We start from the raw sequence: 22,088 nt of genomic DNA, 5'->3' as shown, positions 1-22,088 counted from the left end.
CGGATCAGGCGGCGGTGACGGCGGATGCGTCCTCGTCGTCGTCATCGTCGGGGGCGATCATCTCGGCCACGCATTTGCGCAGCGTGATCGCGCCCAGATGCGCGCCTTGGGCATCGACCACGTCGGCGCGGCTGACATCGACGCGGGTCATGGCGCGGGCGGCCTCCTCCAGCAATGTGCCGGGGGGCAGCATCACGCCGCTATCGGCGCGCCGTCCGGGCCGCATGATGGTGCGCACGGTGATCACATGGCCGCGCCGGATGTCGCGCACGAAGCTGCTGATATAGTCGTCGGCCGGGCGCAGCACGATCTGTTCGCCGCTGCCCTGCTGGATGATGCGCCCGTCGCGCAGGATCGCGATGCGGTCGCCAAGCCGCAGCGCCTCGTCCAGGTCATGGGTGATGAAGACGATGGTCTTGCCCAGCTCGGCCTGGATGTCCAGCAGCACCGACTGCATGTCCGTGCGGATCAGCGGATCCAGCGCCGAGAAGGCCTCGTCCATCAGCAGGATCTCGGGGTCGTTGGTCAGCGCCCGCGCCAGGCCCACGCGCTGCTGCATGCCGCCCGACAGCTGGTTGGGATAGCTGCCCTCGAACCCCTCCAGCCCGACGCGGTGGATCCAGCGGCGCGCGCGCTCGTCGATCTCGCGCGCGGGCAGGCCGCGGACGCGCAGGCCATAGGCGGTGTTCTCCAGCACGGTGCGATGGGGAAAGAGGCCGAATTTCTGGAACACCATCGCCGTCTTCTCGCGACGGAAGGCCTGCAATTCCCGCGGCCCCATCGCCACCACGTCGCGCCCGTCGAAGATGACCTGGCCCGCGGTGGGGTCGATCAGCCGGTTCAGGTGCCGGATCAGGGTCGATTTCCCGGAACCCGACAGGCCCATCACCACCTGGATGCGCCCGGCCGGGATGGTCATGGTGATGTCGTCCAGCCCCAGGACGTGGTCGTGGCGGGCCTTCAGCTCGTCCTTGGTCATGCCCGCGCGGATATCGGCCACATGGGCCGCGCCGTTCGGCCCGAAGATCTTGTAGAGGTTGCGGATCTCGATGTCGTGGACGGCCTCAGCCATGCTGCTGCTCCAGGTGCTTCTGCAGCCGCTTGCCATAGGCCTGCGATGCGCGGTCGAAGATGATGGCGATGGCCACGATGGCCAGGCCGTTCATCACGCCCAAGGTGAAATACTGGTTGTTGATCGCCTGCAGGACCGGCTGGCCCAGGCCCCGCACCCCGATCATCGAGGCCACGACGACCATCGCCAGGCTCATCATGATGGTCTGGTTGACGCCGGCCATGATCGTGGGCAGCGCCAGCGGCAGCTGCACCTCAACCAGCTTCTGCCGGGCGCTGGATCCGAAGGCGGTCGCGGCCTCCAGCACGTCGGCGGGGACCTGGCGGATGCCCAGATTGGTCAGCCGGATCACCGGCGGCACGGCATAGATCACCACCGCGATCACCCCGGGCACCTTGCCCAGGCCGAAGATCATCACCACCGGGATCAGATAGACGAAGCTGGGCATGGTCTGCATCATGTCCAGCACCGGGGTGATCGCCCGGTCCGCGCGGTTCGACCGTGCCATGACGATGCCCACCGGAATGCCGATGACCATGGCGATCAGCGTGCAGACCGTCACCATGGCGATGGTCCGCATCGTGTCCTCCCACATGCCGAACAGGCCGATCAGGAACAGCGCCGCGACCGACCCCACCACGATCCGCCAGTTCCGGCTGAGCGCCCAGACCAGCCCCGCCAGCGCCGCCAGCACCACGATCCAGGGGCCGTCGATCATCAGGTTCTCGATGAAGACCAGCAGGACCTGGATGGGGTGGAACACCGCCTCCAGCGTCTCGCCATAGGCGCGGGTGAAGTCGCGAAAGGCGCCGTCGATGGTGATGCGGATGTCGCGCAGCGTCGCGCGCCCCAGGGCGGGAAAGGTGACGAGGTCCATGGCGGTTCCTTGTTGGGGTCGGTCCGGGGGCCGCGGCGGGGATGCCGCCGCGGCCGGTCAGGGCGTCACAGCGCGGCGCGGACCCGCTCGGCCACGTCCTCGGACAGCCATTCGGCCCAGATCTCGGGGTGGTTCTCCAGGAAATGCCAGGCACCGTCCTCGTTCGTGGCCTGGTTGTCGCCCATCCAGGCCAGAAGGCCGTTGACCGTGTCATTGGTCCAGGACCGGGTCCCCAGGTAATCCATCGCGACCGGGTTGCGTTCGGCGAAGTCGCTTGTCACGGCGGTGAAGACGTCGGATCGCGGCCATTCGTTCAGCCGCGGGTCGGGACAGTCGGTGATCACGGTGCATTCGTCCCAATGCGCCCGGTCGTGATCGGTCTCCAGCTCCAGCCGGGTCATGTCATAGCGGCCCAGGATCGCCGTCGGCGCCCAGTAATAGCCCAGCCAGCCCTCGTCGCGGTTGAAGGCCCGCGCGATCGACCCATCCAGCCCCGCGGCCGATCCGCTGTCGACCAGGTCGAACCCCGCGCCCGCGCCGTCCAGCGCCTCGAACTGGTTCTGGGTGATGATCTGGCAGGCCCATCCCGACGGGCAGCTGAAGAAGGCGCCGCGATCGGCATTCTCGGCCCCGGGGAACAGCTCGGGCCGGGCCAAGGCGTCGCCGATGGTGCGCAGGCCATGCTCCTCGGCCAGGGCGGTGGGGACCCAGAACCCCTCGACCCCGCCATCGCTGAGGATCTCGGACGCGATGATGATGCGCCCCTCCTCGCGGGCGGCGTCCAAGGGGACTTTGACCGCGTTGACCCAGAGTTCCGGCGCGATGTCGGGATCGGCCTTCTCGTTCATCGAGGTGAAGGTCGGCATCGTGTCGCCCGTGACCAAGGCCACGTCGCAGCCGTAACCCTCCTCCAGGATGATCTTGTCGACCCATGCGGCCAGCCCGGCCGAGGCCCAGTTCATCTCGGCGATGGTGACGCTGCCGCAATCCTCGGCGGCGGCGGCCAGCGGTGCGACCACCATCAGCGCCGCGCAGGCGGCGGTCGATTTCAACACGTTCATCTGGATCTTCCCTGTTCGTGACATTCTTCTTGTGAAACCCGCAGGGCGCGCCGCTCTGGAAATGGCAGCTTCGAGCCATTCGACCACCTAAGCAATCGAAGGACGGGACCATGGGGCTTTTGCGTCTTTCCCATGATTGACCGTGCGGGCCGGGGGATCAAGACCTTTCACTCCCGAACCTGTTACCGGAACGGCGCGTCACGGGGTCGCGACGGGGATCAGGTCACCGACAGCGATCCGTCGGTCTCCAGCACGACGGCGCGGGTTTCGTCCAGGCTGTGATGACCGCTCTGGCGGATGGCGGCGCGGATCTCGGCCTCGGTCACGCGCTGCGCGCGCATGGCCCCGGGCAGCAGGCGGCCCTGATGGGCCAGCAGGGTCGGTTCGGCCTTGATGACGCCTTGGAACCATGGCCAGCGGACCGAGGCCCAGGTGATGACGAATTGCAGCGAGACCAGCAGCGCCAGCGCCGCCACCCCCTCGGCCAAGGGCAGATCGGCATCCAGCAGCACCGTCGCCAGCGTCGAGCCAAGCGCGACCGTCACGATCAGATCGAAGGCGTTCATCTTGCTGAGCGTGCGCTTGCCCGACAGGCGCAGCATCGCGATCAGCAGGATATAGGCCGCGCTGCCCACGACCAGCACGCGCCAGATCCCCTGCCAGTCGTCGAAGATCATCGCCATCGGGCGCCCCTTTCCCGCATCGCACCCCCGGTCAATGTCCGACCGGCCCGCTTGTTCCGACCGGACCCGGAAACCGCGACGCCCGCATCGTTGACCCACGACCCCGCCCATGCGACGAATTCCCCCAAAGGGGCGGTCCGCCGCCCCGGACCCGGGGGGGGGGGATCGATGACGGATGATCACGACCTGGCGCGCCGCTGCGCGGATGCGATGTGGGCCGACGACCGGGCCTCGCAGGGGCTGGGCATGGTGCTGGAGGATGTGGGCCCCGGCACGGCCACCATCGCCATGACGGTGACGCAGTCCATGGTGAACGGGCATGGCATCGCGCATGGCGGCTTCGTCTTCGCCTTGGCCGACAGCGCCTTTGCCTTTGCCTGCAACAGCCATGACCAGCGCTGCGTGGGCCAGCAGGCGTCGATCACCTATCTGGCCCCGGCGATGCAGGGCGACCGGCTGACCGCCCGGGCAGGCGAACGCGCCCGGCAGGGCCGCAGCGGTCTCTATGACGTGACGGTGACCGACCAGCAGGGCCGCGTCATCGCCGAATTCCGCGGCCAGTCGCGCAGCATCAAGGGCCGCCTGCTGGAGGGCTGACCCCCCGCGCCCCTGGCGCATGCAGCCCCCTCTGGCCTGACGCAGCAGTCAGACGGGCGCGCCCAGCATCCGTTCGATCATCAGCGGGTCATAGGCGGGCGCCTCGGCGCGGCGGCGGTCGGGTTCGGGGGCCTCCAGCGCGGTGGCGGGGGCCAGGCGGTCGCGGGCCTCCAGCGCCAGGCGCTGATAGATGGCGGTGCCGCGGGACTTCCAGTCGATCTCGGCCGGGGTCAGCATGCGCTGGACGGTGGCGGGCGATCCCACGGCCAGCGCGCCCTCGGGGATGGATGCCCCCGCCTTGACGAAGGCCATGGCGCCGATGATGGCGTTCCGGCCGATCTCGGCCCCGTCCATGACGACCGCGTTCATGCCGATCATGGCGTTGCGCCCCACCCGGCAGCCATGCAGCACCGCCCCATGGCCCACATGGCCCGATTCCCCCACGATCACATCGCGGCCCGGAAAGGAATGGATGACGCAGGTCTCCTGCACGTTGCAGCCGCGCTCCAGCACGATCCGTCCGAAATCGCCGCGCAGCACCGCGCCCGGGCCGACATAGACCCCCGCCGCCACGATCACGTCGCCGATCACCGTCGCGTCGGAATGCACGAAGGCCGCGGGGTCGATGACCGGGCGGATGCCGTCCCAGGACCAGATCGTCATGCGGCGCGCTCCGCCCAGGTCTTGGCGACCATGGTCAGCACGTCATACTGCGCCACGACCGCGCCATGCTGGTTGGTGACCCGGGCATCCCACCGGACCTCGCCGTGATCGGCATTGGCGCGGGGGTCGATCTGCTTGCAGGTCAGCCGCACCTGCAGCGTGTCGCCGAAATAGACCGGGGTCAGGAAGCGCATCGAATCCACCCCGTAATTGGCCAGGACCGGGCCGGGGGCGGGATCCACGAACAGCCCCGCGGCAAAGCTGGCGATCAGGTATCCATGCGCCACGCGATCCTCGAAGAAGGGGTTCGCGCGGGCGGCATCGGCATCCATATGGGCATAGAAGGTGTCGCCGGTGAAGCGGGCGAAATGCTCGACATCGGCCTCGGTGACCGCGCGGCTGGCGGTGACCAGCTGATCGCCGATGCGCAATTCGGCCAAGGACTTGCGGAACGGGTGGGTGCCGGTCCGCGCGGCGGCGCCCTCGACCCATTGCCCGGTCACCGCGGCCAGCAGGCTGGGCGCGCCCTGCACGGCCGTCCGCTGCATGTAATGCTTGACGGCGCGCATGCCGCCCAGCTCCTCGCCGCCGCCGGCGCGGCCGGGGCCGCCATGGACCAGCGCCGCCAAGGGCGAGCCATGCCCGGTCGAGGACTTGGCCGAGGCCCGGTTCCCGATCATCACCCGCCCGTGGAAGGGCGCCAGCCCCAGCACCACCGTCTCGGCCACCGCCGGATCGTCGGTGAAGACCGAGGCGACCAGCGACCCCTTGCCCATGGCCGCCAAGGCCACCGCCTGGTCCGGCCCGTCGCAGGGCATCAGCGTGGCGACCGGCCCGAAGGCCTCGCAGTCATGGACCGCGCCCGCCTGTATCGGATCGTCGGCGCGCAGCAGGACGGGCGCCATGAAGGCCCCGGCCTCCAGCCCCGCGGGCACCGCATCGGGATCGCCCGCGACGATGCGCGCCACCGCCTGCAGGTCGCGGATGCGGGCGCGGACCTCGGCGCGCTGATCCATGCTGGCCAGCGGCCCCATGCGCGTTGCGGGGTCCGCAGGCAGGCCCAAGCGCACCCCCGCCAGCCGTTCGGCCAGCGCCGCCTGCACGGCGTCGATATGCGCGCCCGGCACGATCACGCGGCGGATCGCGGTGCATTTCTGCCCGGCCTTGGCGGTCATCTCGCGCGCGACCTCGCGGATGAACAGATCGTATTCGGGCGTGCCCGGCCCCGCATCCGGCCCCAGGATGGAGGCGTTCAGGCTGTCGGCCTCCATGGTGAAGCGGGTCGAATTTCCGATGATCGCGGGATGGGCGCGCAGCCGCTGGCCCGTGGCCGCCGATCCGGTGAAGGTCACCACGTCCTGCCCCGTCACGTGATCCAGCAGATCGCCCACCGATCCGCAGATCAGCTGCAGCGCGCCTTGGGGCAGCAGGTCCAGGTCATGGATCGCGCGGACCACCATCTCGGTCAGATAGGCGGTCTGGGATGCGGGCTTGACGATGCAGGGCATCCCCGCCAGCAGCGCGGGCGCGATCTTCTCCAGCATCCCCCAGACCGGAAAATTGTAGGCGTTGATATGCACCGCCACCCCCTGCAGCGGCGTCAGGATATGCCGGGCGGAAAAGCTGTGATCCCTGGACAGGGGCTCGGGATCGCCGTCGGTCAGCACCCGCGCATTGGGCAGCTCGCGCCGCCCCTTCGAGGCATAGGTCAGCATCGTGCCGATGCCGCCCTCGATGTCGATCCAGCCATCCGCGCGCGTGGCCCCGCTGCGATAGCTTTCGGCATAGAAGACCTCCTTGCGCTCCAGCAGCGCCAAGCCGAGCGCCTTGAGCATCAGCGCCCGGTCATGGAAGGTCATCGCGCGCAGGGCGGGGCCGCCCTTGCGGCGGCCGTGATCCAGCGCCTCGGCCATGTCGATGCCGGTCGCGTCCACATGGGCGATCAGCGCGCCGGTGGCGGCATCCAGCAGGGGCTGGCCCTCGGCCCGGCCGGGGATCCAGCGCCCGGCGATCAGGCTTTCAAGGCGGCGGCTGTCCATGGTGGGGATCCTTTCAGGCGTCATAGGTCATGGTGACCGCGGCCGTCAGCGGCACGGCCTGGCAGGACAGGACATAGCCCGCCCTGACCTCGTCATCCTCCAGCGCGTGGTTCACAGCCATCTCGACCGCGCCCTCGGTCACCTTGCAGCGGCAGGTCGAACAGACCCCCGCGCGGCAGGACCAAGGCGCGTCCATCTGCGCGGCCAGCGCCGCCTCCAGCAGGGTCTGGCCCGGCGCGACCGCGATGCGGCGGGTGGTGCCGTCCAGGGTCACCGCCGCCTCGACCCCCTGATCGGTCGGCGCCGCGACCGGGCGGGGCGGGGTCGCGGCGCGGCCCTGCTGACCGGCCGAGAACAGCTCGAACCGGATGCGGTCATCGGCCATGCCGTGATCGCGCAGCGATGCGGCCACGGCCAGCATCATCGGCTCGGGCCCGCAGATGAAGGCCATGTCGGCGCCGGCCGGGTCGATCCACAGCCGGAACAGCCGCGCCAGCCGGTCAGCCTCCAGACGGCCGGTGAACAGCTCGATCTCCTGCCCCTCCTGTTCCAGGACATGGATCACCGACAGGCGGCCCAGATGCAGGTTCTTCAGATCCTCCAGATCCTCACGGAACATGATCGATGCGGCCCCGCGATTGGCATAGACCAGCGTCACCCGGGCATCGGGCTCGCGCGCAAGGGCGGTGCGGATGATCGACAGGATCGGCGTGATCCCCGATCCGGCGGCGAAGGCCAGGTAATGCCGCGCGCCCTCGACCGGCGCGAAGAAGCGCCCCGCGGGGGGCATCGCCTCCAGGATGTCGCCCGGCGCCAGATCGGTATTGACCCAGCTGGAAAAGGCCCCCCCCTCGACCCGCTTGACCGCCACCTGCAGGCAGCCATCGTCCAGCCCCGCGCAGATGGAATAGCTGCGGCGCAGCTCGGTCCCGTCGAAATCACGGCGGAAGGTCAGATACTGGCCTTGGACAAAGGCGAAGGCCGCCATGTCCTTGGGGCGCGGGGTCAGGGTCAGGACCACCGCGTCGCGGGTCTCGCGCCGGATCGCGGTCACGGTCAGGGGCAGGAAACAGGCCATGGGACGCTCCTCAGTGGCACTTGAAGTAGTCGAAGGGCTCCAGGCAGGCGGTGCAGCGCCAGCTGGCCTTGCAGGGCGTCGATCCGAACTGGCTGATCCGTTCGGTGGCGGTCGATGCGCAGCGCGGACAGGGCACGGCCATGTTGCCGCCCGCCAGCCGCCGGATGCGCCCGTCCGGCGCGGTGCCGTCAATGGGCGGCGCGATGCCATAGGCGCGCAGCTTCTCGCGCCCCTCGGGGGTGATCCAGTCGGTGGTCCAGGCCGGCGCGATGCGGCGGCGCAGCTGCAGCGCGGTGACGCCGCGGGCGCGCAGCGCGGTCTCGATCTCCATCTCGATCACGGAGGTGGCGGGACAGCCGGAATAGGTGGGCGTCACCGTCACGACCAGCGTGTCGCCCTGCCATTCCACGTCGCGGATAATCCCCAGATCGGTCAGCGAGATCGCGGGGATCTCCGGGTCGGGCAGTTCGGACAGCCAGTCCCAGACCAGATCCGTGTCGATGCGGGCCATGGCCGTCACCAGCGCGCGCCGGGATAGGCGCGCTGCAGGAACTGCATCTGCGCCAGAAGCCCGCCCAGATGTTCGCTGTGAACCCCCCGCCTGCCGCCGCCGCGCCCGGTCACGCCCTGCTGCCAGACCTCGCCGGGGCTGTCCAGGCGCGCCTCGGCCAGCACCTCGGTCACGGTGGCGTCCCAGCCCTCCCGCAGCGAGGACGGCAGCACCGCCACCCCCGCATCGGCCGCCGCCCGGTCGGCATCGTCATCGACAAACATCTCGCCCGTGAAGGGCCAGAGCGCGTCTAGCGCCGCCCGCATCCGCGCCGCGCTGTCATCCGACCCGTCGCCGAGCCGGATCACCAGGTCGGACGAGCGCTCCAGGTGATAGGCGACCTCCTTGCGGGCCTTGGCCGCGATCCCGGCGATGCGGCTGTCCGTGGATCCCTCTGCGGCCTCCAGCGCCTCCAGGTGGAAGGCGTCGAACAGGAACTGGCGCATGATCGTATGGCCGTAATCGCCATTGGGCCGTTCCACCAGCAACAGGTTGCGGAACGCGCCCGCGTCGCGCAGATAGGCCAGATCGTCGGCGCTGCGGCCCCGCCCCTCGGCATCGCCCGCCAGCTGCAGCCACATCCGGCATTGCCCGATCAGGTCCAGCGCGGTGTTGGCGGTGGCGATGTCCTCCTCCAGCGCGGGGGCATGGCCGCACCATTCCGACAGGCGGTGCCCCAGGATCAGGGCATTGTCGCCCATCCGCAGTGCCCAAGTGACGACGGGGTCCTGGTCCATCACATATGCCCCACATCGTCGGGAATGTCGTAGAAGGTCGGGTGGCGATAGATCTTGTCCTGCGCCGGGTCGAACATCGGCCCCTTCTCGGACGGGCTGGAAGCGGTGATCGCGGCCGACGGCACCACCCAGATCGACACGCCCTCGCTGCGGCGGGTATAGACGTCGCGTGCATTGCGGATCGCCATTTCCGCGTCCGGGGCATGCAGGCTGCCCACATGGCGGTGGTTCAGCCCGTGCTGTCCGCGCACGAACACCTCCCAGAGCGGCCATTCGGTCTTCATCGTCATCCCCCTCACTCCGCCGCCATGCGCCGGGCGCGGGCCTTCTCCGCATGGGCCATCAGCGCGTCGCGGAACCAGGCGCCGTCATCCCAGGCCTTGACCCGCGCGCCGAGCCGTTCGGCATTGCACGGCCCGTTCCCCGCGATCACCGCGTAGAATTCGTCCCAATCGGGTTCGGTGAAATCATGCCCGCCCTTCTCCTCGTTCCACGCCAGATCCGGGTCGGGGATGGTCAGGCCCAGATGCCGGGCCTGGGGCACGGTCTGGTCCACGAATTTCTGGCGCAGCTCGTCATTGGTGTTCATCTTGATCTTCCACGCCATCGATTGCGCGGAATGGACGGAATCCTTGTCGGACGGCCCGAACATCATCAGCGAGGGATACCAGAACCGGTCCAGCGCATCCTGGGCCATGGCCTTCTGCTCGGGCGTGCCCGAACACATTTTCATCATGATGTCATAGCCCTGGCGCTGGTGGAACGACTCCTCCTTGCAGATGCGGATCATCGCGCGGGAATAGGGGCCGTAGCTGGTGCGCTGCAGCGGCACCTGGTTCATGATCGCGGCCCCGTCGACCAGCCAGCCCACCGCGCCCATATCGGCCCAGGTCAGGGTCGGATAGTTGAAGATGCTGGAATATTTCATCCGCCCCGAATGCAGCGCCTCCAGCAATTCGTCGCGGCTGACGCCAAGCGTCTCGGCCGCGGAATAGAGATAGAGGCCATGCCCCGCCTCGTCCTGGACCTTGGCCAGCAGGATCGCCTTGCGCTCCAGCGTGGGGGCGCGGGTGATCCAGTTGCCCTCGGGCAGCTGGCCCACGATCTCGCTATGGGCATGCTGGCCGATCTGGCGGATCAGCGTCTTGCGATAGCCCTCGGGCATCCACTCCTTGGGCTCGATCTTTTCGCCCCGGTCGATGCGGGCCTGAAAGGCGCGCTCCTGGTCGGACATGGCGTCGCGGGGGGTGCCGCCTTCCGAGGTGACAAGCTGTGCATACATGGCGTGCGTCTCCTTCAGACCCGTTCGATGATGATGGCGATGCCCTGCCCCACGCCCACGCACATCGCGCAGAGCGCATAGCGGCCGCCGGTGCGGTGCAGCTGATACATGGCGGTGGTGACCAGACGCGCCCCCGACATCCCCAAGGGATGCCCAAGCGCGATGGCCCCGCCATTGGGGTTCACATGGGCCGCGTCATCGGCCAGCCCCAGATCACGCATCGAGGCCAGGGCCTGGGACGCGAAGGCCTCGTTCAGCTCGATCACGTCCATCTGGTCCAGCGTCAGGCCGGCGCGGGCCAGAACCCTGCGCGCGGCGGGGGCGGGGCCGATGCCCATGACGCGCGGCTCGACCCCCACAGCGGCCATGGCGACGATGCGGGCGCGGGGCGTCAGCCCCTGCGCGGCGGCCGCGCGTTCCGACAGGATGGCCAGCGCCGCCGCCCCGTCATTGACGCCCGAGGCATTGCCCGCCGTCACCGACAGCTCCGGCCCGTTCACGCCGCGCAGACGCGCCAGCTGTTCGGTCGTGGTGCCGGGGCGCGGATGTTCGTCGGTATCGACGATCAGCGGATCGCCCCTCTTCTGCGGGACATGGACCGGCACGATCTCATCGGCAAAGATGCCCGCCTGCTGCGCGGCGGCCCACCGGGCCTGGCTGCGGGCGGCAAAGGCGTCCTGATCCGCGCGGCTGATGCCGTGATCGGCGGCGACATTGTCGGCGGTCTGGGGCATGCTGTCCACGCCGAAGGCCGCCTTCATCGCCGGATTCACGAAACGCCAGCCGATGGTCGTGTCGAAGACCGCAGCGGCGCGGGAAAAGGCGCCCTCGGCCTTGGGCATCACGAAGGGCGCGCGGGTCATGCTCTCGACGCCCCCGGCCAGGACAAAGTCGCAATCGCCCGACCGGATCGCGCGGGCCGCCATGCCCACCGCATCCATCCCCGACCCGCAGAGCCGGTTCACCGTCGTCCCCGGCACGCCCACCGGCATCCCCGCCAGCAGCACGGCCATGCGGCCCACGTTGCGGTTGTCCTCGCCCGCCTGATTGGCGCAGCCAAAGATCAGGTCATCGACCGCCGACCAGTCCACGCCCGGATTGCGCGCCATCAGCGCGCGCAGCGGCAGGGCGGCCAGATCATCGGCCCGGATCCCGGCCAAGGCCCCGCCATAGCGCCCGATCGGCGTGCGCACCGCGTCGCAGATGAAGGCGTCCCGCCCGTCGGTCATGCTCGATCCCCTCCCATGCGGCCATCCCTCTCCGCGTGGTCAGTGAACCACCTTAAACATTACACGTCAATCCAAATACACCGCAAACAGGTAATGTCTGACCCCCGCTCAGTCCCGCTCCAGCGCGCGCATCTCGTAGTCCAGCGACAGGGCGATGAAGGACCGGATCAGCACCAGCCCGCCCAGCAGCAGGATATTGGCCATGCTCAGATGCAGGACGGTGCGGATCAGATCGGCCACGATCAGCACCTCCAGGCTGGCCAGGATGTGGCGGCCCAACGCCAGGCGGCCGCGGTTCAGCTGATGGTCGCGCTCATGGGCATCGCGGCGCATCACCTCGCCCGACAGGAACCAGCCGGTGAAGCGCGCGATGCCCAGCAGCAGGATCGCGATGGCGAACAGCTCGATCGCGATCACCGCCCATTCCAGCACCCGGGCCATGCCGCCCAGGTGATCCGCCATCGCCAATATCGTCGCCTCGCCCATCGCCATGCCCCCTTTGCACCAGCGTGACAGCCCGCGCTGACGGGGGCAAGCGGCCTACCAATAGGCGGCGGCGGTGACCCCGCCCCGGCCCTTCAGCAGGCGGCGGGCGGCGCGGGCCTCTTCGCCGCCGGCGGCGAACCAGACATGGCCCGGCGGCACATCCGCCAGCGCGCCCAGCAAATCGTCGCTCAGCCGGATGTCGGACCGGCGGATGTCGCACAGGCCCGCCAGCACCTCCAGATCGGCGGGGGCGCAGCGCAGCACGGCGCGGCCCGGTGCCATGGCCAGCATCCGCCCGATCGCGGGCAGCGCGGTCTGGTCGCCGAACAGATGCAGCACCCCGTCGGGACGCCCGCCACCCCCCGGCCCCATCACGCCCACCGTCGCGCCCAGGGGATCTGACGCCGCCCAATCGCAGGTCGGGCTGTCGGCATGGCGATATATCAGGATCTCCAGCCAGTCATCCTGCTGGGCGGCGATGGTATAGACCGGGCGATGCAGCGCATCCGCCCCCGTGGGCCAGACGGCCCGCCCGCTGGCCGCGACCCGGGGCCAGACCGCCGCCCGCCCCGCAGGCGACAACAGCAGCCGCACATGCAGCCCCCGTCGCGAACCGCCCCGCATCCGCCCCGCGCAGGCGCAGCCGGATGAAGTTCGGCCCGGCGGGCGCGACCCGGTCCACCCGCATCAGCGACAGGCCCGGCGCCAAGGCGCCCACGTCAAGCCGGTCCCACGCCACCTCCAGCCCGGCCTCGGCCATGATCTCGGACAGGGCCTCGCGCAGCACGCCGACCAGCCGGTCCTCGGGGGCCGCGATCTCGACCCGCAATGCGCGGCCCATCAGCGTCAGGCGCAGCTCGCCCCCCCAGAGGCTCAGGGCCAGCCCGTCATCGGCCCGCCGCACGGCCAGGCCCCAGGCCGCGGCCCGCGTCTCCAGCGCGGCGGCGGCCGCCCCCGATGCCTGCGGGATCTGCCCCGCGGCCCGGAACATGCGCAGCTCTGCCATGGTCTGACCCTTTCCTTCCGCTGTTGCCAAGTCATTCCGTCAGGATTATCCGAATGGACAGGCCGCGCCGGATTGACGAATCTGACAAAACTAGTCAGATATCCGCCGATCCGTCAATATGCAGGCCATCATGACCCGTCCCATCCTTATCGCAGGCGCCAGCCTTCTGGCGCTGCTGACCGCCCCCGTGCTGGCCGAGGACAGCGCCGAACCGACCCTGCTGGACGGCATCGTGCTGACCGCGGCCAGCGACGCCACCGTCCAGGCCGATGGCTATGTCGGCGCTTATGCGCAATCGGCCACCAAGACCGACACGCCCCTGGCCCAGGTGCCGCAATCGGTCAGCGTCGTCACCGCGCGCCAGATCGCCGATCAGGGCGCCCAGACCCTGGGCCAGGCGCTCGGCCATACGGCGGGCGTGCTGGGCCAGCCCTTCGGCGCCGATCCGCGTTTCGACAGCCCCACCCTGCGCGGCTTCGAGGCGGGCGGGTCGCAATATGTCAACGGCCTGCGCCAGCTGCGCGACCTTGGCGCCCCCGCCTTCGAGACCTACGGCCTGCAGCAGGTCGAGGTGCTCAAGGGTCCCAATTCCTCGCTCTATGGCGCGGGATCGCCCGCGGGCATCATCAACCAGGTCCAGAAGCGCGCCCAGGACCGCGATTTCGGCGAGGTTGGGCTGGGCCTGGACAGCAACGGCGCGTCCCAGGCCTTCTTCGACCTGAACCGCGCGCCCGATGCGGTGCTGTCCTGGCGCCTGACCGGCATCGGCCGCGACAGCCGCACCCAGATCGACGAGTTGACGAACCGCCGCGCCTATCTGGGCGGCGCGCTGCGCTGGCAGCCGGACGGGGCGACGACGGTGGATGTCATCGCCTCGCAGACGACGGATGCGCCGATCACCCCGCCCCGCGTCCCCTTCGCCCTGACGGAAACCGAGGATGGCCGGACCCTGCGCGACCGCTATTTCGGCGAACCCGCCTTCGACGACAGCGACCGCAGCATGACCAATCTGGGGATCGAGATCGACCACCAGCTGGACAATGGCTGGACCCTGTCACAGGGGTTCCGCGCCGAACGCTTCGACTGGACCTATACCGGCCATTACGTCACCGGCCTCGATGCGGATGGCGCCGTCACCCGCGGCGCGAACCTGCAGGACGAATCCACCCGCGGCGTGAACCTGGACACGCGGCTGTCTAACAGCGTGACGACCGGCGCCGCGACCCATGACCTGCTGCTGGGGCTGGACATCCGGCAATATGACGCGCGCACCGACACGCAGTTCTTCGCGGGCCAGCCCATCGACGCGCGCGACCCGGTCTTCGGCGCGCTGCCGGGTGACGCGCCCTTCTACAGCGGCTCGCGCGACGTGACGCTGGACCAGATCGGCCTCTATGCCCAGGACGAGATCACCTGGGACAACTGGCGCGCGGGCCTGGCGCTGCGCCATGACCGCACCCGCATCACCGGCACCGAGAACGGCGCCCGGATCGACCAGTCCGACAGCGCCACGACCGGGCGGGCGGGGCTGGGCTATGTGCTGGCCTCGGGGGTGATGCCCTATGCCAGCTATTCGACCTCGTTCGACCCCACCATCGGCACCGATATCGAGACCGGCCGCCCCCTGCGCCCCACCACCGGCCGCCAATGGGAGCTAGGGGCGAAATACGAGCCCGCGGGCTTTGACGGGCTGATCAGCGCGGCGGTCTATGACCTGACCCAGCAGAACCTGGTCCGCAACCTGGGCGAGGGCCAGCGCCGCCAGATCGGCGAGGTCCGCTCGCAAGGCATCGAGCTGGAAGCCACCGCCGCCCTGACCGAGGGCTGGGACCTGCGCGCCAGCTACGCCCATAACCGCACCGAACAGCGCGGCGGCGCCGAGGACGGGCTGCAGATGCCCAACGCGCCGCGCAACCTGGCCAGCCTGTGGCTGGACCGCGATTTCGGCCAAGGCCTGCGCGCGGGCGGCGGCATCCGCCATATCGGCGCGCGCCAAGGCGATTTCGCCAATACCGTCGCGCTGGATTCCGTGACCCTGATCGACCTGGCCGCCCGCTATTCCCAAGGCCCGATCGAGGCCTCGATCAATCTCGACAACCTGACGGACGAGGTCTACCTGGCCCATTGCGGCAGCTTCGGCTGCAGCTATGGCGAGGGGCGCAGCATCGCGGCCCGGATCGCCTATTCGTGGTGACACCGCCCCGGCCCCACCGCCGCGCCGTGCTGGCAGCCGCCGTCGCCGCGGCGGTGGCATGGCCGCTGCGGGCGGCGGCTATGGGCGCGCCGCGCCTGGCCGCGATTGACTGGGCGATGCTGGAGACGGCCATCGCCATCGGCCACATGCCCGTCGCCGCGGCCGAGCTGATCCGATACCGCGCCGACATCGCCCAGCCCGCCGTGCCGCCGGGCGTCACCGATCTGGGCCTGCGCGGCGCCCCCAATTTCGAACTGCTGCAGCTGGTCCGCCCCTCGCTGATCCTGTCATCGCCCTATTACACCCGCTACGAGCCGCGGCTGGCGCAGATCGCGCCGGTGCTGTCGCTGCCCTTCTTTCTGCCGGACGAGGCGCCGCTGCCCAAGGCCATGGCCTCCCTGCCCGCCCTGGCCGCGCGCATCGGCGACGCCCCGGCAGGCGCGCGCGCCACCGCGCAGGCCGAGGCCGCGCTGGACGCCGCCCGCAACCGGCTGGCCCCGCACACAGCCCGCCCCCTGGCCTTGGTCGAGATCGGCGATCCCCGCCACCTGCGCGCCTTCGGTCATGACAGCCTGTTCGGCAGCACCCTGACCCGGATCGGCCTGCGCAACGCCTGGACCGAGGCCACCGCCTTCAGCTTTCTGGCCCCCGTGCCGCTGGACCGGCTGGCCGCCATGCCCGATGCGCGCCTGGTCGTCATCGGCCCCGTCCCGCCCGAGGCGCGGCGCGGCCTGGACCGCAGCGTGCTGTGGCGCGCCCTGCCCCAGGTGGCGGCGGGCCGGGTCCATCACCTGCCGCGCATCAATGCCTTCGGAGGCATCCCCTCGGCCCTGCGCTTCGCCGATGCCCTGACCCGCGCGCTGGAGGGCGCGCCCGCATGACCGGGGCGCGCGCGATGCTGCCGCTCGGGGCGGCGCTGGCCTTGGGGCTGTGGCTCTGGGCGGTGCGGGACCTGCCTTGGCCGGGCTGGCCCCTGGATCCGCAGGCGATGACGCTGGACCAGATCCGCATGGGATACGGGATGATGCCGCGCGGCGTCGTGGCGCTGCTGGCGGGCGCCGCCCTGGGCCTGGCGGGGGCGATCCTGCAGGTCGTGCTGCGCAACCCGGTGGCCGATCCGACCACCTTGGGCATCAGCGCGGGCGCGCAGCTGGCGCTGGTCCTGGCGACGGTGGCCGCGCCGGGGCTTCGCGCCTGTCCCCATGGTCATAGCGGGGATGCTGGTCGGGCTGACCGCATCGGCGGTGGCCACCGCGATCACCTTGGCCCAAGGACAATACCTGCTGTCGCTGGTCATCTGGAACGGCGGCGCGCTGGTCCAGCAGGACTGGACCGGCGCGCGCAACCTGGGCCTGCTGCTGGCCGCGGGCGCGGTGGGCGCCGCGGCCTTGGCCCGCCCGCTGCGGGTCCTGACCATCGGGGCCGAGGCCGCGTCGGGCCTGGGGCTGAACGTGGCCTTGGTCCGACTGGCGGCGGTGGTGCTGGCGGTGACCATCGCGGCGGGCGTCTCGGCCGAGCTTGGGCTGATCGCCTTCGTCGGCCTGGCCGCCCCCGCCTTGGCGCGCAGCCTGGGCGCGCGGACCATCCCCGGCCTTCTGACGCTGTCGCCCGCCTTGGGCGTGCTGATCCTGTCGCTCTCCGACGGGCTGGTCCTGGCCTGGGCGGGGCTGGGGGGCGAGTCCTTCCCCACCGGCGCGCTGACCGGGCTGGTCGGCGGGCCGTTGCTGATCTGGCTGCTGCCGCGCCTGCGCGGCTCCACCCCGCCCGAGGCCGCAGCGACCGCGCCCCCCGCCTGGCCCGCCCGCGCCGCCGCCTGGCCCTGATCGCCCTGGCCCTGCCGCTGGCGGGCGCGCTGATGCTGGCCTTGGGCCGGGTGCCCGGGGGCTGGGCGCTGCTCGATGCCGACAGCGTCGTGGCCTTCCTGCCCATGCGCCTGCCCCGGCTGATCGCGGCGGCCGCATCCGGGGCGGCACTGGCCGTGGCGGGCGCGATGCTGCAACGGCTGACCGCGAACCCCCTCGCCTCGCCCGAGGTGCTGGGCGTGTCCGGCGGCGCGGCCTTGGGCTTTGCGGGCGTGGTCTTTCTGATGGCCGCTCCCGGCGCGCTGGCCTTGGGGCTGGGCACCGCGCTTGGCGGGGCCTTGGCCTTGGCGGTGCTGATCGGCTTCACCGCCGGGCGCGACATGCCGCCCGAGCGGGTGCTGCTGGCGGGGATCGCCGTCTCGGCCCTGGCCTCGGCGGTGCTGTCGGCGATGATGGCGGTGGGCGATGCGCGGGCCTGGGCGGTGCTGGCCTGGCTGTCGGGATCGACGGGGACCGTGCCGATGGCGGGCGCGCTGGCCTTGGCGGCGCTGGCCGCCGGGGTCTGGGGCGCGGGGCTGGCCCTGTCGCGCTGGCTGGCGCTGCTGCCCTTGGGCGCGGCGGTCGCGGGCGGGCTGGGGCTGGAAGTCCGCCGCGCCCGCCTGGTCCTGATCGCGTTGGCGGGGCTGGCCACGGGGGCCGCGACGCTGGTCACCGGGCCCCTGTCCTTCGTCGGGCTGATGGCCCCGCATCTGGCCCGGCGCATGGGCCTGGCCCGGCCCGCCGATCACCTGACCGGCGCCGCGCTGATCGGGGCGGGGCTGATGCTGGCCGCCGATTTCGGCGCGCGCATGGCGGGCTTTCCCTATGAACTGCCGCTCGGCCTCTTCGCCTCGCTGATCGGGGCGCCCTGGCTGATCTGGCTGATGACGCGGAGACATCCATGACCCTGTTCGCCATCCGCGGCCTGACCGCAGCCCTGCCCCATCGCCGCCTGCTGGACGGGCTGGACCTGGACCTGCCCCGCGGCCAAGTGATCGGGCTGATCGGCCATAACGGGTCGGGCAAATCCACCCTGCTGAAAGTCCTGGCCCGCCAGCACCCGCCGGGCGTCGCCGTCACCGGCACCGTGACCTTCGAGGGCCGTCCCCTGCCCCGGTGGCGCGCGCGCGACCTGGCCCGCCGCCTGGCCTTCCTGCCCCAGACCACCCCCCCGGCCGAGGGCATGACCCTGCGCGAGCTGACGGCGCTCGGCCGCTATCCCTGGCACGGCGCGCTCGGCCGCCCGGGCCCCGAGGACCGCGCCGCGATCGAGGCCGCCCTGCGCGAATGCGGCGTCGAGGCGCTGGCCCATCGGCTGGTCGACACCCTGTCGGGCGGCGAACGCCAGCGCGGCTGGCTGTCCATGCTGGTGGCCCAAGGTGCCGATACCCTGCTGCTGGACGAACCGATCAGCGCGCTGGACATCGCCCATCAGGTCGAGGTCCTGTCCCTGATCCGCCGCATGTGCCACGATCAGGGCCGCAGCGCCGTGATCGTCCTGCACGAGGTCAACATGGCCGCCCGCTTCTGCGACCATATCGTCGCGCTGAAGGGCGGCCGCCTGGCCCTGCAGGGCGGCCCCGCCGATCTGATGCGCGCGCCTGCGCTGATGAAAATCTATGGCCTGCCGATGCAGGTCCTGACCCGCGCCGACGGCCTGCCCGTCGCCGTGCCCGCCTGAAGGACGACCCGATGCGCAGCTTCTTTTCCTATTACCGGCCCTTCATGGGGCTGTTCTGGCTGGATTTCGGCTGCGCCGTCCTCTCGGGCCTGCTGGAGCTGGCCTTTCCCCTGGCCGTCACCTGGTTCATCGACAGCCTGCTGCCCCAAGGCGACTGGTCGCTGACCGTCGCCGCCGCCGCGGGGCTGCTGGCGCTTTATGCGGTGAATGCGGGGCTGCTGACCGTGGTGATCTATTGGGGCCACAAGCTGGGCATCAACATCGAGACGGTGATGCGCGCCCAGGCCTTCGACCACCTGACGCGCCTGTCCTGGCGCTGGTACGACCGCGCCCGCACCGGCAAGCTGGTCGCCCGCGTCACCCGCGACCTTGAGGAGATCGGCGAGGTCGCCCATCACGGCCCCGAGGATGCCTTCATCGCCCTGATGACCTTCGTGGGCGCCTTCATCCTGATGTTCTGGATCCACCCGCAGATGGCGCTGATCGTGGCGGCGATCGTGCCCGCGATGCTGGCCTTGGTCATCGTCTATGGCGGCCGCATGACCGCCACCTGGCGCGCCATCTATGCCCGCGTCGGCGATTTCAACGTCCGGCTGGAGGAGGCCCTGGGCGGCGTCCGCGTCGTCCAGGCCTTCGGCAACGAGGCGCATGAGACGCATCTCTTCGCCGCCGACAACGCCCGCTACCGCAGCACCAAGCTGGAGGCCTACAAGGTCATGGCCGTCAGCTCGGCCCTGCAATACATGGGGCTGCGGCTGGTGCAGGTCATCGTGATGGTCGTGGGGGCGGGCTATGTGCTGACCGGCGATCTGACCACCGGCGGCTTCGTGGGATTCCTGCTGCTGGTCGGCGTCTTCTACCGCCCTCTGGAAAAGATCGCCGCCGTGATCGAGACCTATCCGCGCGGCATCGCGGGCTATCGCCGCTTCCGCGAACTGCTCGACACCGACCCCGAGATCGCCGATGCCCCCGACGCGACCGAGGCCCCCGCCCTGCGCGGCGACATCCGCCTCTGCGACGTGGGCTTCGGCTACGAGCCGGGCCGCCCGATCCTGCAGGGGATCGATCTGGACATCCGCGCGGGCGAGACGGTGGCCTTCGTCGGCCCCTCGGGGGCGGGCAAGACGACGCTGCTGGCGCTGCTGCCGCGCTTCTACGAACCGACCGAAGGCCGCATCACCATCGACGGGCTGGCACTGGACGCGATGCGCCTGCACAGCCTGCGCCGCCAGATCGGGCTGGTCAGCCAGGACGTGTTCCTCTTCGGCGGAACGCTGCGCGAAAACATCGCCTATGGCCGCCTGGACGCGTCTGAGTCCCAGATCCGCGACGCCGCCGCCCGCGCCCAGCTGACCGGCCTGATCGAGGGCCTGCCCCTGGGTCTCGACACGGTGGTGGGCGAACGCGGCGTGATGCTGTCGGGCGGCCAGAAACAGCGCGTGGCCATTGCCCGCGCCTTCCTCAAGAACCCGCCGATCCTGATCCTGGACGAGGCGACCAGCGCCTTGGACAGCCAGACCGAACGCGAGATCCAGTCCGCGCTGGACGCCCTGTCGCGGGGCCGCACCACGCTGGTCATCGCCCACAGGCTGGGGACGATCCGCGGCGCCGACCGCATCGTGGTCATGGATCGCGGCCGCATCGCGGAGACCGGCAGCCACGCCCAGCTGATCGCGCAGGGCGGGCTTTATGCCCGGCTGGCGGCCTGATCGGCCAGGTCGTCGAACAGGCCCGGCGACATCTCCTGCCAGAAATCACGGATGCGCGCGGCGTTCAGCGGCGACATCCAGCCATGGCGCTCGAAATCCTGGCGCGCCGGGCCGTCGCCCAGCTGCGTCAGAAACAGCCGCCGATCCGCGTCGCGCTGCGTGGGGGTGCGCGTGCGGATCACCTCCAGGATGCGGCGCAGACGCTCCGCCTGTGGATTGGCGGCCTGCGGGTTCGCGGAATCAGGCGCGGGCGCCTTCGGGGCGGCGCCGAACCCCCCCTCCAGCGCGGCGGTCAGATAGCCCATCTTGCTGACCACGTTCTGACGCGCCTCGACGTAATCCAGCCCCGCGCGGACCTGCGCCTCGCCATGCGCGCCCAGCCATTGCCGCGCCAGCCGGTCGCTGGCCCCCAAGGCGCGCAGCCGGCCATAGACCTCGCCATGGCGCATCCCCTCGCCGTCATCCATGTCCAGGATGGCCAGTTGCGGGTTCTCCTTGATCAGGAATCGGATATGGGTGACCGCCCTGCCCTGCTTGCGCGTCTCGGGGGTCAGGACGATGTTGCTGCTGCGGTTCACCTCGGCCACGGCGGGCTTGATGATCTTGGCGTTCAGCTGCTTGAAAACCTCGTAATAACTGGAATCCGCCACCCCCATCAGGCGGCGGAACAGGTCCAGATCCCACCAGCCCGTCGATCCGGTCCGCACGAAGCGGTAACAGTTCTCATAGAGCGCCAGCGCATGGCCCGAGGTGAAGCGCCGCTGCATGTTCAGGTTGATCAACGCGAAGACCTTGGGATCATGCAGCTTCTCGGCCAAGGCGGGGGAATAGGCATATTCGCAGACCCCGCCCCGCAGCTTGGCATAACTCAGCAGGCTGGAGACGCCCCATTCCTGGCGCCCCTTCTCGTCCAGCATGTCCCATTCGGCGACCGTCTCGACCAAGCCACGCAGCGACTGCTTCAGCGTGTCCATGTCATTGCTGTTATAGCCGATCATCAGCGACAGCGTGCGCGCGTCGATCTGATGGCTGGGCTTGGTCATCAGCGTGTCGTAGGCATTGAGCAGCAGCACATTCGACAGCTTGCGCTGCAGCAGGGTCAGCTTGCCCGAGACGTGGATCGCCGCGACATGCTTCTTGACCGCCCCGCGCCGCAGGGCACCCGACAGCTGGTCGCGCGGTATGTCATCCATCTGGCCTGTTCCTGCCGTTTTCGTGATCCTGCCCCAAAAGGCACCCAACCGCAACAACCCCGCAGGCACCAAATCCCGCATCACCCCATCCCGCAAACGGGCACCCTTCC

Annotated in this window: 20 protein-coding genes and 1 pseudogene; 6 read left to right on the top strand and 15 right to left on the bottom strand. The window is 70.2% G+C overall.

The features are described 5' to 3' along the window. Positions 1-4: 4 nt before the first annotated feature. The 4 genes from JHW48_RS17040 to JHW48_RS17025 form a co-directional block, all read right to left on the bottom strand. On the bottom strand, positions 5-1,072 hold the full coding sequence (locus JHW48_RS17040; RefSeq protein ID WP_119886831.1) for a quaternary amine ABC transporter ATP-binding protein: 1,068 nt from the start codon (positions 1,070-1,072) through the stop codon (positions 5-7). Beyond that, on the bottom strand, positions 1,065-1,949 hold the full coding sequence (locus JHW48_RS17035) for an ABC transporter permease (protein WP_119886832.1): 885 nt from the start codon (positions 1,947-1,949) through the stop codon (positions 1,065-1,067). Before JHW48_RS17035 ends, JHW48_RS17040 begins: the two co-directional genes overlap by 8 nt. A gap of 65 nt (positions 1,950-2,014) precedes the next feature. Continuing rightward, a complete protein-coding gene (locus JHW48_RS17030; RefSeq protein WP_419182425.1) occupies positions 2,015-3,034 on the bottom strand; it encodes an ABC transporter substrate-binding protein in 1,020 nt (339 codons plus the stop codon). A 194-nt stretch (positions 3,035-3,228) separates the two neighbouring features. Further along, the gene (locus tag JHW48_RS17025) at positions 3,229-3,687 is read right to left on the bottom strand and encodes a DUF421 domain-containing protein (protein WP_119886843.1); all 459 of its coding nucleotides are present in this window, start codon (positions 3,685-3,687) and stop codon (positions 3,229-3,231) included. Positions 3,688-3,861: 174 nt separating this feature from the next. Between JHW48_RS17025 and paaI the strand changes: the two genes are divergently transcribed. Continuing rightward, on the top strand, positions 3,862-4,290 hold the full coding sequence (paaI, locus tag JHW48_RS17020) for a hydroxyphenylacetyl-CoA thioesterase PaaI (protein ID WP_205961942.1): 429 nt from the start codon (positions 3,862-3,864) through the stop codon (positions 4,288-4,290). 48 nt (positions 4,291-4,338) lie between these two features. On the opposite strand, the gene JHW48_RS17015 is transcribed toward paaI, so the two are convergent. The 10 genes from JHW48_RS17015 to JHW48_RS16970 form a co-directional block, all read right to left on the bottom strand. Continuing rightward, on the bottom strand, positions 4,339-4,953 hold the full coding sequence (locus JHW48_RS17015; protein WP_119886834.1) for an acyltransferase: 615 nt from the start codon (positions 4,951-4,953) through the stop codon (positions 4,339-4,341). Continuing rightward, entirely contained in the window at positions 4,950-6,992 is a 2,043-nt protein-coding gene (gene paaZ / locus JHW48_RS17010) for a phenylacetic acid degradation bifunctional protein PaaZ (protein ID WP_119886835.1), read from the bottom strand. The genes JHW48_RS17015 and paaZ overlap by 4 nt, the downstream gene beginning before the upstream one ends. A 13-nt stretch (positions 6,993-7,005) precedes the next feature. Continuing rightward, positions 7,006-8,070 carry a 2Fe-2S iron-sulfur cluster-binding protein gene (locus JHW48_RS17005; RefSeq protein WP_119886836.1) on the bottom strand — a complete coding sequence of 355 codons (1,065 nt, stop codon included), beginning with the start codon at positions 8,068-8,070 and terminating at the stop codon, positions 7,006-7,008. A gap of 10 nt (positions 8,071-8,080) precedes the next feature. Continuing rightward, positions 8,081-8,581, bottom strand: a complete 501-nt coding sequence (paaD, locus tag JHW48_RS17000; protein ID WP_119886837.1) for a 1,2-phenylacetyl-CoA epoxidase subunit PaaD — start codon at positions 8,579-8,581, stop codon at positions 8,081-8,083. A gap of 5 nt (positions 8,582-8,586) precedes the next feature. Beyond that, positions 8,587-9,357: a 1,2-phenylacetyl-CoA epoxidase subunit PaaC gene (gene paaC / locus JHW48_RS16995; RefSeq protein WP_119886838.1), complete on the bottom strand. Its 771-nt coding sequence runs from the start codon at positions 9,355-9,357 to the stop codon at positions 8,587-8,589. After that, entirely contained in the window at positions 9,357-9,641 is a 285-nt protein-coding gene (paaB, locus tag JHW48_RS16990) for a 1,2-phenylacetyl-CoA epoxidase subunit PaaB (protein ID WP_119886845.1), read from the bottom strand. Before paaB ends, paaC begins: the two co-directional genes overlap by 1 nt. A gap of 11 nt (positions 9,642-9,652) precedes the next feature. Beyond that, on the bottom strand, positions 9,653-10,639 hold the full coding sequence (gene paaA, locus JHW48_RS16985) for a 1,2-phenylacetyl-CoA epoxidase subunit PaaA (protein WP_119886839.1): 987 nt from the start codon (positions 10,637-10,639) through the stop codon (positions 9,653-9,655). A 14-nt stretch (positions 10,640-10,653) separates the two neighbouring features. Then, positions 10,654-11,868 carry a 3-oxoadipyl-CoA thiolase gene (gene pcaF, locus JHW48_RS16980; protein ID WP_119886840.1) on the bottom strand — a complete coding sequence of 405 codons (1,215 nt, stop codon included), beginning with the start codon at positions 11,866-11,868 and terminating at the stop codon, positions 10,654-10,656. 108 nt (positions 11,869-11,976) lie between these two features. Beyond that, positions 11,977-12,360 carry a DUF1622 domain-containing protein gene (locus tag JHW48_RS16975; protein ID WP_119886841.1) on the bottom strand — a complete coding sequence of 128 codons (384 nt, stop codon included), beginning with the start codon at positions 12,358-12,360 and terminating at the stop codon, positions 11,977-11,979. 48 nt (positions 12,361-12,408) lie between these two features. Then, a complete protein-coding gene (locus JHW48_RS16970; protein WP_272835880.1) occupies positions 12,409-12,978 on the bottom strand; it encodes a siderophore-interacting protein in 570 nt (189 codons plus the stop codon). A gap of 512 nt (positions 12,979-13,490) precedes the next feature. Here JHW48_RS16970 and JHW48_RS16965 point away from each other — a divergent pair. The 5 genes and pseudogenes from JHW48_RS16965 (at position 13,491) to JHW48_RS16945 (ending at position 20,785) form a co-directional block, all read left to right on the top strand. After that, positions 13,491-15,554, top strand: a complete 2,064-nt coding sequence (locus tag JHW48_RS16965; RefSeq protein ID WP_272835879.1) for a TonB-dependent siderophore receptor — start codon at positions 13,491-13,493, stop codon at positions 15,552-15,554. Continuing rightward, positions 15,548-16,435 carry an ABC transporter substrate-binding protein gene (locus JHW48_RS16960; protein ID WP_272835878.1) on the top strand — a complete coding sequence of 296 codons (888 nt, stop codon included), beginning with the start codon at positions 15,548-15,550 and terminating at the stop codon, positions 16,433-16,435. Before JHW48_RS16965 ends, JHW48_RS16960 begins: the two co-directional genes overlap by 7 nt. Next, positions 16,432-18,300, top strand: a pseudogene (locus JHW48_RS16955) (iron ABC transporter permease). Before JHW48_RS16960 ends, JHW48_RS16955 begins: the two are co-directional and overlap by 4 nt. Beyond that, on the top strand, positions 18,297-19,076 hold the full coding sequence (locus JHW48_RS16950) for an ATP-binding cassette domain-containing protein (protein WP_119887561.1): 780 nt from the start codon (positions 18,297-18,299) through the stop codon (positions 19,074-19,076). Before JHW48_RS16955 ends, JHW48_RS16950 begins: the two are co-directional and overlap by 4 nt. 11 nt (positions 19,077-19,087) lie before the next feature. After that, complete coding sequence (locus tag JHW48_RS16945; protein WP_119887562.1) at positions 19,088-20,785, top strand: ABC transporter ATP-binding protein; 1,698 nt, start codon at positions 19,088-19,090, stop codon at positions 20,783-20,785. On the opposite strand, the gene JHW48_RS16940 is transcribed toward JHW48_RS16945, so the two are convergent. Beyond that, complete coding sequence (locus JHW48_RS16940; RefSeq protein ID WP_119887563.1) at positions 20,764-21,978, bottom strand: replication initiation protein; 1,215 nt, start codon at positions 21,976-21,978, stop codon at positions 20,764-20,766. The two genes, JHW48_RS16945 and JHW48_RS16940, sit on opposite strands and share 22 nt — an antisense overlap. Positions 21,979-22,088: the final 110 nt, after the last annotated feature.

Source organism: Paracoccus aestuarii (assembly GCF_028553885.1).
In the GTDB taxonomy this organism is placed as follows: domain Bacteria; phylum Pseudomonadota; class Alphaproteobacteria; order Rhodobacterales; family Rhodobacteraceae; genus Paracoccus; species Paracoccus aestuarii.
Note: the sequence above shows the minus strand (reverse complement) of the source record. Positions and strands in the feature narration are given on the sequence as shown.

Excerpts from the sequence above, each read along its gene's own strand:
- JHW48_RS16950 (WP_119887561.1), top strand. The coding sequence starts at position 18,297 with ATGACCCTGTTCGCCATCCGCGGCCTGACCGCAGCCCTGCCCCATCGC.
- JHW48_RS16940 (WP_119887563.1), bottom strand. The coding sequence starts at position 21,978 with ATGGATGACATACCGCGCGACCAGCTGTCGGGTGCCCTGCGGCGCGGG.
- JHW48_RS17030 (WP_419182425.1), bottom strand. The coding sequence starts at position 3,034 with ATGTCACGAACAGGGAAGATCCAGATGAACGTGTTGAAATCGACCGCC.
- paaZ (WP_119886835.1), bottom strand. The coding sequence starts at position 6,992 with ATGGACAGCCGCCGCCTTGAAAGCCTGATCGCCGGGCGCTGGATCCCC.
- paaI (WP_205961942.1), top strand. The coding sequence starts at position 3,862 with ATGACGGATGATCACGACCTGGCGCGCCGCTGCGCGGATGCGATGTGG.
- JHW48_RS17015 (WP_119886834.1), bottom strand. The coding sequence starts at position 4,953 with ATGACGATCTGGTCCTGGGACGGCATCCGCCCGGTCATCGACCCCGCG.
- paaA (WP_119886839.1), bottom strand. The coding sequence starts at position 10,639 with ATGTATGCACAGCTTGTCACCTCGGAAGGCGGCACCCCCCGCGACGCC.
- JHW48_RS17005 (WP_119886836.1), bottom strand. The coding sequence starts at position 8,070 with ATGGCCTGTTTCCTGCCCCTGACCGTGACCGCGATCCGGCGCGAGACC.
- paaD (WP_119886837.1), bottom strand. The coding sequence starts at position 8,581 with ATGGCCCGCATCGACACGGATCTGGTCTGGGACTGGCTGTCCGAACTG.
- JHW48_RS17040 (WP_119886831.1), bottom strand. The coding sequence starts at position 1,072 with ATGGCTGAGGCCGTCCACGACATCGAGATCCGCAACCTCTACAAGATC.
- paaC (WP_119886838.1), bottom strand. The coding sequence starts at position 9,357 with ATGGACCAGGACCCCGTCGTCACTTGGGCACTGCGGATGGGCGACAAT.
- JHW48_RS17025 (WP_119886843.1), bottom strand. The coding sequence starts at position 3,687 with ATGATCTTCGACGACTGGCAGGGGATCTGGCGCGTGCTGGTCGTGGGC.
- paaB (WP_119886845.1), bottom strand. The coding sequence starts at position 9,641 with ATGAAGACCGAATGGCCGCTCTGGGAGGTGTTCGTGCGCGGACAGCAC.
- JHW48_RS16975 (WP_119886841.1), bottom strand. The coding sequence starts at position 12,360 with ATGGCGATGGGCGAGGCGACGATATTGGCGATGGCGGATCACCTGGGC.
- JHW48_RS16965 (WP_272835879.1), top strand. The coding sequence starts at position 13,491 with ATGACCCGTCCCATCCTTATCGCAGGCGCCAGCCTTCTGGCGCTGCTG.
- JHW48_RS17035 (WP_119886832.1), bottom strand. The coding sequence starts at position 1,949 with ATGGACCTCGTCACCTTTCCCGCCCTGGGGCGCGCGACGCTGCGCGAC.
- pcaF (WP_119886840.1), bottom strand. The coding sequence starts at position 11,868 with ATGACCGACGGGCGGGACGCCTTCATCTGCGACGCGGTGCGCACGCCG.
- JHW48_RS16945 (WP_119887562.1), top strand. The coding sequence starts at position 19,088 with ATGCGCAGCTTCTTTTCCTATTACCGGCCCTTCATGGGGCTGTTCTGG.
- JHW48_RS16970 (WP_272835880.1), bottom strand. The coding sequence starts at position 12,978 with ATGCGGGGCGGTTCGCGACGGGGGCTGCATGTGCGGCTGCTGTTGTCG.